This window comes from Gordonia sp. ALPHA1B1, from assembly GCF_005502615.1.
Lineage (GTDB): Bacteria > Actinomycetota > Actinomycetes > Mycobacteriales > Mycobacteriaceae > Gordonia > Gordonia hongkongensis.
The window spans coordinates 1-9,759 of sequence record NZ_SCOC01000067.1; the positions used below are offsets into that span (position 1 = coordinate 1).

At 65.2% G+C, this 9,759-nt stretch carries 10 protein-coding genes and 1 pseudogene; 4 read left to right on the top strand and 7 right to left on the bottom strand.

Going from position 1 to position 9,759, the window contains the following annotated elements:
* Positions 1 to 187: 187 nt before the first annotated feature.
* Positions 188 to 550: an Rv2640c family ArsR-like transcriptional regulator gene (locus tag FFS52_RS22990; protein WP_137811025.1), complete on the bottom strand. Its 363-nt coding sequence runs from the start codon at positions 548 to 550 to the stop codon at positions 188 to 190.
* Positions 551 to 649: 99 nt separating this feature from the next.
* Here FFS52_RS22990 and FFS52_RS22995 point away from each other — a divergent pair, with 99 nt between their 5' ends.
* Positions 650 to 1,135 carry an ArsI/CadI family heavy metal resistance metalloenzyme gene (locus FFS52_RS22995; RefSeq protein ID WP_171011717.1) on the top strand — a complete coding sequence of 162 codons (486 nt, stop codon included), beginning with the start codon at positions 650 to 652 and terminating at the stop codon, positions 1,133 to 1,135.
* 23 nt (positions 1,136 to 1,158) lie between these two features.
* On the opposite strand, the gene FFS52_RS23000 is transcribed toward FFS52_RS22995, so the two are convergent.
* The 5 genes from FFS52_RS23000 to FFS52_RS23020 are packed head-to-tail and all read right to left on the bottom strand — an operon-like array spanning position 1,159 to position 4,177.
* On the bottom strand, positions 1,159 to 1,569 hold the full coding sequence (locus tag FFS52_RS23000) for a low molecular weight phosphatase family protein (protein ID WP_137811027.1): 411 nt from the start codon (positions 1,567 to 1,569) through the stop codon (positions 1,159 to 1,161).
* Positions 1,566 to 1,991 carry an arsenate reductase ArsC gene (locus FFS52_RS23005; protein ID WP_137811028.1) on the bottom strand — a complete coding sequence of 142 codons (426 nt, stop codon included), beginning with the start codon at positions 1,989 to 1,991 and terminating at the stop codon, positions 1,566 to 1,568. Before FFS52_RS23005 ends, FFS52_RS23000 begins: the two co-directional genes overlap by 4 nt.
* 41 nt (positions 1,992 to 2,032) lie before the next feature.
* Complete coding sequence (locus tag FFS52_RS23010; protein ID WP_137811029.1) at positions 2,033 to 2,716, bottom strand: arsenate reductase ArsC; 684 nt, start codon at positions 2,714 to 2,716, stop codon at positions 2,033 to 2,035.
* Positions 2,709 to 3,818 (bottom strand): ACR3 family arsenite efflux transporter, encoded by a 1,110-nt coding sequence (gene arsB / locus FFS52_RS23015; RefSeq protein WP_137811030.1) that lies wholly within the window; start codon positions 3,816 to 3,818, stop codon positions 2,709 to 2,711. Before arsB ends, FFS52_RS23010 begins: the two co-directional genes overlap by 8 nt.
* Complete coding sequence (locus FFS52_RS23020; protein WP_137811031.1) at positions 3,815 to 4,177, bottom strand: metalloregulator ArsR/SmtB family transcription factor; 363 nt, start codon at positions 4,175 to 4,177, stop codon at positions 3,815 to 3,817. Before FFS52_RS23020 ends, arsB begins: the two co-directional genes overlap by 4 nt.
* Positions 4,178 to 4,330: 153 nt before the next feature.
* On the opposite strand from FFS52_RS23020, the pseudogene FFS52_RS23025 reads away from it, so the two are divergent.
* Together FFS52_RS23025 and FFS52_RS23030 are read left to right on the top strand one after the other, a co-directional pair.
* Positions 4,331 to 5,619 (top strand): annotated as a pseudogene (locus FFS52_RS23025) (IS481 family transposase).
* A gap of 248 nt (positions 5,620 to 5,867) precedes the next feature.
* Positions 5,868 to 7,409 (top strand): HNH endonuclease signature motif containing protein, encoded by a 1,542-nt coding sequence (locus FFS52_RS23030; protein WP_238995114.1) that lies wholly within the window; start codon positions 5,868 to 5,870, stop codon positions 7,407 to 7,409.
* A 13-nt stretch (positions 7,410 to 7,422) separates the two neighbouring features.
* Here the strand turns inward: FFS52_RS23030 and tgt are convergent, their stop codons facing one another.
* Positions 7,423 to 8,691, bottom strand: coding sequence for a tRNA guanosine(34) transglycosylase Tgt (tgt, locus tag FFS52_RS23035; protein WP_137811034.1), 1,269 nt, complete (start codon positions 8,689 to 8,691; stop codon positions 7,423 to 7,425).
* Positions 8,692 to 8,782: 91 nt separating this feature from the next.
* Between tgt and FFS52_RS23040 the strand changes: the two genes are divergently transcribed.
* A complete protein-coding gene (locus FFS52_RS23040) occupies positions 8,783 to 9,286 on the top strand; it encodes a hypothetical protein (protein WP_171011718.1) in 504 nt (167 codons plus the stop codon).
* Positions 9,287 to 9,759: the final 473 nt, after the last annotated feature.

The window sequence follows — 9,759 nt, forward strand, 5'->3', positions numbered from 1 at the left end:
CCATGACAGAAGGCATAGCTCGCTAGGGATGGTCTCACCTATCGACTTCGAAATCAGATCACACACAAGTCAGCAAACAAGCTAACCGTGTCCACTTTTTCAGGGGAACCTCATTCCTCAGCCCGCCCGTCAGTCCAGGGCTCTGGCGGTGCTAGTGGAATGCCGCGACGTCAACGTCTGCACCGGTTCAGCAGCACCCGGTGGTGGCGCTGAGGACGTTGCGCAGTGCTTCTAGCGAGTCGGGTTGTGCGCGGTAGTAGACGTTCATTCCTCGGCGGTCAGGGCTCACCATGCCGGCCTTACGGAGCTGACCCAGGTGATGGCTGGTCGTCGCCTCGGTGAGGCCGACCGCGGTCGCGAGATCGCAGGTGCAGATTCCGTCACCGGTGTCGGCGAGCAGGATCGACACGAGCTTGATGCGCACGGGATCGGCAAGAGCCTTGAGCCGCAACGCGATCTCGAGCGCGGTGTCGTCATCGAGCGGGGCTGCCGATACCGGGGCGCAGCAGATCGGGGCACTGATGTCGACCATCGGCAACGTCTTCGGCATGCCCCGACCATACCCTGTCACTTGACATATGTCGAAAAGGTAGGCACCCTGCAGGGTGACCGTAGTTCGATATATGTCTCACAGGTGAAGGTGATGGCCATGTCCCGTATGCAGCTCGCGCTCAATGTTGATGATCTCGATACCGCAATCGAGTTCTACTCCAAGCTGTTCAACACCACCCCGGCCAAACGCAAGCCGGGATACGCCAACTTCGCAGTCGTCGAGCCGCCGTTGAAGCTGGTGCTGCTGGAGAATCCGGGCCAGGGCGGCACCATCAACCACCTCGGTGTCGAGGTCGAATCCAGCGAGAAGGTGCACGCCGAGATCGCCCGGCTGTCCGGGGAGGGCCTGTTCACCCAGGAGGAGATCAACTCGACCTGTTGTTTCGCGACGCAGGACAAGGTGTGGGTGACCGGCCCGGCGCAGGAGAAGTGGGAGGTCTACACCGTGCTCGCTGATTCCGACACGTTCGGGACCAGCCCGAAACTGTTGGAACAGACCACCACTGAGGACACCGAACCGGGTTCGGTGTGCTGCGGCGGCAGCGCCGCCAACCCGGCCGAGGCACGCACAGCCTGCTGCTGACGAGCCGCGGGTCGCGTTCTCGCCTACCGCGTGAGTCGGTCGGCGAGAGCGCGAATGCGGTGAGTGATGTCGTCGCGGATCAGCCGCATCCGCTCGACGCCGTCGATGCCCCGCTGCGAGGGCTCATCGGTGTCCCACACTTCGAGGACCACACCAGGCGGGGGCGTGACCTCGGCGGTGCCGACCACCACGACGAGATCCGCAGCCTGCATCAGTTCGTCGGTCAGTTGCCGCGGCTGGTGGCCGGCGACATCGGCGCCGACTTCGGCGAGCACCTGGGCAGACAGTTCGTTGACCTGCCCGCCGATCTTCGCACTGGTTCCAGCCGATGATGCTGCGATCTCGTGGGTGACCGTGGGCGTGAGATATTCGGCCATCACCGATTTTCCGCGGTTGGACACGCACACGAACAGCACCTGCGGTGGCGTGTTCATCGGCCGGCCTGCTGGTCGGCGGGTGCGAGTTCGTCGAGCAGATCCTCGACGAGCCTGCGGATCTGGTCGCGGATCGGGCGGACCGCGTCAATGCCTTGACCTGCTGGGTCGTCGAGGGCCCAGTCGCGGTAGCTGATGCCGGGGAATACCGGGCACGCATCGCCACAGCCCATGGTGATCACGACGTCGGAGGATTCGACGGCGTCGGGGGTGAGGATCTTGGGTGACTGGTCAGAGATGTCGATACCAACTTCAGCCATCGCCTCGATGGCAGCAGGGTTGATCGAGTCGGCGGGTGTGGATCCGGCGGAGCGGACCTCGACGCTGTCGTGGCCGAGTGCGGTGAGGAAACCGGCGGCCATCTGCGAGCGGCCCGCGTTGTGGACGCACACGAACAGCACGCTGGGTCGAGAGGAAGACATGACAGACAAGCCCTTTCGGGGATGGTGGAAGCTCGGGAAAGTCACACACGTTCGGTCGCGAGCTCGACCAAGAGCTCGCGAACTCGGGTATCGAGATCGTCGCGGATCGCGCGAACCTCGTTGAGGGGGCGGCCCTGCGGATCAGAGACCGTCCAGTCCAGGTAACGCTTGCCGAGATAGATCGGGCACGCGTCGCCGCAACCCATCGATACCACCACGTCAGCGGCGGCGACCACATCGTCGGTGAGCGGCTTGGGGTACTCGGTCCCCAGATCGACACCGATCTCAGACATCGCCTCCACGACGGTCGGGTTGATCGAATGAGCCGGCACCGATCCGGCCGAGCGCACATGCACTCGCCCGGCGGCGTGATGGGTTAGCAGTCCGGCAGCCATCTGCGAGCGCCCGGCGTTCTGCACGCAGATGAACAACACCTCGGGCACATCCTTGGGCACTGAACCCTCGGCCTGGGCCAGGGCGCGTAACCGATCGGCAGCGAACCGGCCGGCGAGAGTCGTCAGGTGCGCATGCACCCGCGAGGTGCGCCGTAACGCGGTGTACGACTCGAAGACACAGCGTTCGACCGTCTGCCGAGACACCACCCCCTCGTACTTTGCGGCCAGGTCAGCGGCCGTGCGGGCAAGCACGGTATGGGGCATCAACAGTTCAGGTTGGGCGCGGTGTTCACCGCGCCTCAGACGTTCGTCCAACATGTACTCAGACATCGCGAGCGGTCTCCTTCACCCCGTCTGGGCTGGAACTGGCAGCGGCGGTCGGGCCGGTGAGGCGCTTCCGCAACGCGAGGGACACATAGACCAAGGCCACGAGGACGGGAACCTCGATGAGCGGTCCGATGACCCCGGCCAGGGCCTGCCCGGAGGTCGCACCGTAGGTGGCGATCGCAACCGCGATGGCGAGTTCGAAGTTGTTGCCCGCGGCAGTGAATGCCAGCGTGGTGGTGCGCGCATACCCCAAACCCATCGCGGCGCCGAGCGCGAACCCACCGCCCCACATCACCGCAAAGTAGATCAGCAGCGGCAGAGCGATCCGCACGACATCCCAGGGCTGCGAGGTGATCTGCTCACCCTGCAACGCGAACAGGATGACGATCGTGAACAACAATCCGTAGAGCGCCCACGGCCCCAGGCGCGGCAAGAACGACGACTCGTACCACTCACGACCCTTGGTGCGTTCACCAATCCGGCGGGTCAGATAGCCTGCGACCAAAGGGATGCCGAGGAAAATCAGCACCGACTTCGCGATCTGCCAGGGCGAGGCGTCGATGGTCGTCTGTTCCAGGCCGAGCCAGCCGGGCAGCACCGAGAGGTAGAACCACCCGAGCACGGCGAACATCACCACCTGAAACACCGAGTTCAGGGCGACCAGGACGGCAGCGGCTTCGCGGTCACCGCACGCCAGGTCGTTCCAGATGATGACCATCGCAATACATCGGGCCAGCCCGACGATGATCAGTCCGGTCCGGTACTCCGGCAAGTCCGGGAGCAGCAGCCAGGCCAGCGCGAACATCAACGCCGGGCCAAGGACCCAATTCAGCAGAAGCGACCCGAGGAGCAGGCGGCGGTCGCCGGTGACCGAGTCCAGCTTGTCGTAGCGCACCTTGGCCAGCACCGGATACATCATGATCAGCAACCCGAGAGCGATCGGCAGCGAGATGCCATCGACCTCGACCGCGGCCAACGTGTCACCCAGGCCTGGAACAATACGCCCGAGCAGCAGTCCGGCGACCATCGCTGCGCCGATCCACACCGGCAGAAACCGGTCCAGCGTCGACAGCTTGCCCGCGACCGCGGTGTCAGGGGCGGTCACCGGTCGGCCTCACACGAGCGTGTTTCCCCCACGACCGTAGCGAGATCGCCCAGCAGATCCGACAGTTGCTGCAGCGCTTCAGCGTTCACCCGGTAGTACACCCACGTCGCGCGGCGCTCACTGGTCACCAAGCCCGCTTCGCGCAGCACCTTCAGGTGATGTGAGATCGTCGGCTGCGACAACTCGAAGGGTCCGGAAATGTCGCACACGCAGGCTTCGCCTCCCGGATGCGCGGCAACCTCCGACAACAACCGCAACCGAACCGGATCCGCAAGCGCCTTCAACAGTGGGGTGAGGGCCCCGGTCTGGTCACCACTGAGGCCGCGGCCCGGTGGCAGCAGAAGATTCTTATTCGACACTCGTCAATATTGACATACGTCAATGCAAGCGACAAGGCGTCGATTCCGTTCAGCGGGTGTGACATGCCCGATGGGCTGCAGCCAAGCCGGCACCCTGGTCTTCGGTTCACGCTGCGAGCACTCGACGCTCAGGCGGTGGCAGTTAACGAACCTATCGATCCTGTCGTGCGGCTGGCGATCTCGCAGTGGCCTGATGATGCACCCCGCGGAGCGGTCTCGACATTCTGCGCCGAACACGGGATTTCGCGGAAGTCGTTCTACGAGTTGCGTAAACGAGCACGAGTGGATGGGCCGGCGGCGGTCCTGGAACCCCGTACCCGCCGCCCGAAATCGAGCCCGTCAGCGCTCAATGAGGAGGTCAAAGCGCAGGCGGTGGCCGTGCGCGCCGCGTTGGAAGCATCCGGTCTGGATCACGGGCCGATCAGCGTGCACGACAAGATGCAGTCGATGGGGTTGACGCAGGTGCCTTCGACGGCCTCGCTGGCCCGGATCTTCCGCGAAGCCGGTGTCGCTCGCCGTGAGCCGAAGAAGAAGCCCCGCTCGGCGTGGCGGCGGTTCGTCTACCCGGCGCCGAATGCGTGCTGGCAACTCGATGGCACCGAGTACGTCCTGACCGGTGGCCGCAGGTGCGTCATCCTGCAGCTCATCGACGATCACTCGCGCTACGCCGTGGGCTCACATGTGGCCGACGGTGAAACCGCTGAGGCTGCGATCGCCGTGTTCGACAAAGCAGTGAGCGCCCACGGAGTACCTCAACGACTCCTCACCGACAATGGGCCCGCGCTCAACCCCTCCCGGCGCGGACGTCTCGGCCAGCTCGTCGAGCACGTCCGCGTGCTCGGGGTGGAAACGATCACCGGCAAGCCCTACAAGCCGACCACGCAGGGAAAGAACGAGCGATTCCATCAGACGCTGTTCCGGTATCTGGACAAGCAGCCATTGGCTGACACCCTGGCCGAGTTGCAGGCCCAGGTTGACGCGTTCGATCACATCTACAACACCCAACGGCCTCACCAGGGCCTGCCGGGGCGGGTCACACCACTGGCCGCGTGGCAAGCCACACCGAAAGCCGATGCGCCACACCCGATAGCCGGTGGGTCAGTGTTCGACCGACCTACACCGCGCCCGCGGCCGGCGCCGCGCCCACCCGCCGATCTGCCCGAGGGCGTCCTGGTACGAACTGTCAGCACTTCCGGCACCATCAGCGTGGACTCAGTCACCTACATGGTCGATGTGGACCACGCCTTCGACCAGGTCCTCGTCGGCATCGACGAGGACGTAATCGTCATCGCCAGCACCGAACAAGAAGTCATTGTCGAACACCCCCGGCCCGCTCCCGGCATCACCTACGTCGGCAACAGCCGACCGCGCGGCCCACGTCCCACCAAGAAGACCGGACCGTCACCGAAGTCCTGACACACCAACTGTCACCGAAGTCCTGATTCAGAACTGTCACCGAAGACCCGATACATCACACCGGGAGATCCCGAGATCAGACCCTTGACTCGAACATATATTCGAGTATTGTGGAGGTATGTCATCGGGGGCGGGGGCCGGATCCACATCGGTGGACCCACCACAGGAGTCGGTCGAGCCGCGCTTTCGTCCCGACCATGAACTCTCCGCTTCAGAACTCGTCGAGGTCCTCAACCACTGCGCCGGCTTGGCAGCAGCGTCCGCGCACCGAATGATGGTCGTGGCCAGCCTCATTCACGATGAACGCGAAATGGACTACGCCCAGCGGCGCGCCGAGACGCACAGCGGCGAACTCGACTCCCTCGAAGCCTTCGAGCACCTGTCCGCGCGAGTGGCCGCGGGCGAGAACCCCTACGAGCAGTTCGGGCCCAACGGTCTCGAACAGGCCATCGCCGAAGTCGGCGCCACCCTCACCGTGACACCGGCCGAGGCGAAAGATCTCATCGAGGCCGGCGACGCACTGCGCTACCGACTCTCCTTCACCGGACACGCACTCGCGTGTGGTCGAATCGACAAGCGGCGCTTCCTCATCGCGCTCAAGCGCACCGATCTCATCACCGACGACGAAGAGATGCAGACCGTGGACGCCCATCTCGCCGAGGCGATCTTCGCCCGCGCACCGATGTCGACGGCGCGGTTCACCGCCATGGTCGATTCCATCGTCGCCAAGTGGGCGCCCGACGCGGTCCGTCGACGCAAGGAGCGGGTGAAGTCCGACCGCAAGGTGACCATCACCCCCGACCGCTTCACACCCGGGCAGTCCCGGATCTCCGGCACGCTTCCCAACGCTGATGCCGCCGAGTTCGACGCCCGCCTGACAGCGATGGCCACCGCGGTCCACGCCGGTGACCCGCGAAAGTTGGCCAACCGCAGGGTCGATGCTATGAAAGCGCTCGCTCGCGGTGAAGCCGCCATCACGTGCCTATGCGACGACTGCCGACCTGCCGCAACCGAACCCGACACAGCAACAGACTCCGACGCAGCGACAGTGGGGACCGTCGAGCCGCCTGCACCAACTGCTGCGATGACGGAGGCGGACACCATCGTCGACCCGTCAGCCGACGTCGTTGTCGATGACCCGGCTGAGCCGGCCGCCTCGGCGTCGGATTCGGCTGCGCCGCGCGCGACGTTTCACATCGTGGTGAACCTGTCGACCCTGATCGGTCTCGACAACGATCCCGCCTTCCTCGACCGCCACGGCATCATCGACGCCGACACCGCCCGGCAGCTGCTCGCCGAAGCGCGCCGCACCTACATCCACCCCGCTCCTACCGGACCCGACGGTTCACCGGCTCCAGACGCAGACAGTTCGACAACGCGGTACACCCCGTCGAAGAAGCTGCAGGCCCTGGTGCGTGCCGGCGAACTGTGCTGCACCTTCCCGGGCTGCAACGCCCCGGTCTGGCAGATCGATCTCGACCACACCGAACCCTTCGATCACACCGACCCGCGTCGCGGTGGCCCGACCGATGCGCGCAACCTCAAACCGCTGTGCCGGTTCCATCACCGCATCAAGACCTTCACCAGCTGGCAGGACCACCAAGACGAATTCCAGACCGCCTGGTTCACCACACCCACCGGGCACATGTTCGTCGGCAACGCCTTCAGCGGACGCGACCTGTTCAACAAGCTCTTCCCCAGACGGTCACCCGATCACCCCGCCCGCGACAGACTCAACACCCAGCGCGACAACGACTTCCGACGCCACCAACGCGCCGAGAAGCGCTGGAACGACGCCAACCCACCGCCCTTCTAGCAGTGTTTTACGCCTACCGGGGACCTCCGTAGTAACGCCGGAGGAACTCGTCGCGGTACTCGGTGTATGTGCCGTTCTCGATGGCCTGGCGGGCCCGGTCGACGAGCGTGACGATGAAGGACACGTTGTGCAGCGTCGCCAGCGTGGGGCCGAGGCCTTCCTTCGCCGTGAACAGATGATGCAGGTAGGCCCGGCTGTACTGCGACGTGTAGTTCTCGACCTCGGGGTCGAGCGGCCGGAAGTCACTGCGATACTTGGCATTCGTGACGTTGTACCGGCCGTCCAGTGAGTAGATCGCACCGTTGCGGGCGACCCGGGTCGGCGATACGCAGTCGAAGGTATCGACGCCGTTCTCGATGGCGGTGAAGATGTCGTCGGGTTCACTGATCCCCAAGAGGTGTTTCGGGGAGTCCTCTGGGAGTTCGTCGTTGACCCAGCCGACGATGGTGCCGAGGTTGTCCTTCTCGAGTGCTCCGCCGATGCCGTAACCGCCGAAGCCCTTTCCGCCGGCAGCGCGGTCCGCCTCGCTCAAGGCGACGAGGTCACGGGCGGCCTTGCGCCGCAGATCCTCGTACTGGGCGCCCTGGATGACACCCCAGAGCGACTGTTGCGGCCGGTGTGCGCGTTCGACGCTCAACCGATTGTGTTCGGCGAGACAGCGAATCGCCCACAACCGGGTGCGCTCGAGCGAATTCACCTGGTACTCGCGAGTGTTCATCAGGGTGGTCAGCTCGTCGAAGGCGAAGATGATGTCGGCCCCCAGCTGGTGTTGGATCTGCATCGACACCTCCGGCGTGAAACGATGCGCCGAACCGTCGAGGTGCGACTTGAAGGTCACCCCGTCGTCGTCGACCCGCGAGAGCCGTTCTTTGCCGTTGGCGGTGAGGTCGTCGTCGGGGGTGCCGGTGGCCTCCATCGAGATGACCTTCTTGAACCCCGCACCCAGCGACATCACCTGGAAGCCGCCGCTGTCGGTGTACGTGGGCCCCCGCCAGTTCATGAACGCGCCGAGCCCGCCGGCCGCGTCGATGATCTCCGGCCCCGGCTGCAGATACAGGTGGTAGGCGTTGGCGAGCACGGCCTGGGCGCCGAGGGCAGAGACCGATTCCGGGAGGACCGTCTTCACGGTGGCCTTGGTACCGACGGGGATGAACGCGGGGGTGTGGATCGGACCATGCGGTGTGGTGATCGTCCCCGTGCGCCCACGGGTGCCGGCGAGGGTGGTGCCGACGGCGTAGGTGGGGTCGGCGACTTCGGTTCCGGTACTGCTCACGTCCAGCATCTTCGCAGGTCGGGCGCGCCCACCCCAAACCGACGGCCGGCGCCGGCTACCTGTGCGGTCGACGACACCGCATTCGCTACCGTGGTGAACCATGTCGCGCAGAACTCGTCCCACCGGTCCCACCACGAGCCGCACTCGCCGACCGATCAGGGTCGCGGCGGCGACTCTCGGACTCGCGGCGGCGATATCGACGCTCGTGGCCTGCGGCGCGGAACAGGACGTGACCACCGCTTCGTCGACCTCTCAGGCCGGCGCCGCGGAGTCGGGATCACAGTCCGCCGAACAGCCCGCCACCTCGCCGCCGGTGGTCCCCGGTCGCAAGCCGGTGTCGACCACGGCGTCGAGTGCGACCGCGTCCGACGATTCCGACACCAGTTGCGGCACCATCCCGGGCCCCGACGGCGCGTTGCGAGTCATGATCCTCGCCGGTGACGTGTCCTGCGATTCGGCACGGACCATCGCCACCCAGTACGGACCGAAGATCACCACCGGTCAGCAGCAGTCGGTGGCCGGCTGGACCTGCGCGCCGTCTCAGCTCGAAGGCGTCCTCGCGGCCTGCCAGAAGGGCACCGCGGTCATCGGTTTCGCGCCGTGAGGTGAGTGCCCTGATCGAGGCACCCCTTCCGGGCTTGCTGGTGTTCTGCAACTGGGCCCGGCGCAGAACGACGTGCTTGTGTGGCCGCGCATTCCAGAATTGTGCGGTCCACTTCGGCCCAAACCCGGTTGCCCGTCGCATAAGCCGACAAAGGCCTTATGACTGTCCCGCAGGCGGGGACGCAGTTAGTCCGCTCCCGCTTCGACCTGACCGCTAGCCTGTGCGAGCCTTGGAGCTGTGCAAGAAGCTAGGCACCTGGCGCTCCTAAGCTCAAGAGGCTGGACGTGGACCGATGAGGAACGAATCTTCAGTACGTTGGCAGCTAGGCTCGGAAGTGCCGAGGTGCGTCGCCAAGTGCTTTGAGCCTCCCCAGTTTGAGTGGACACCGAGATAGTGGGGCCAGGGGTCCTGCTGGAAGGATGTCGACATGTCCAGGAGGCGGTCGTTTACGCCGGAGTACAAGGCTCAGGCTG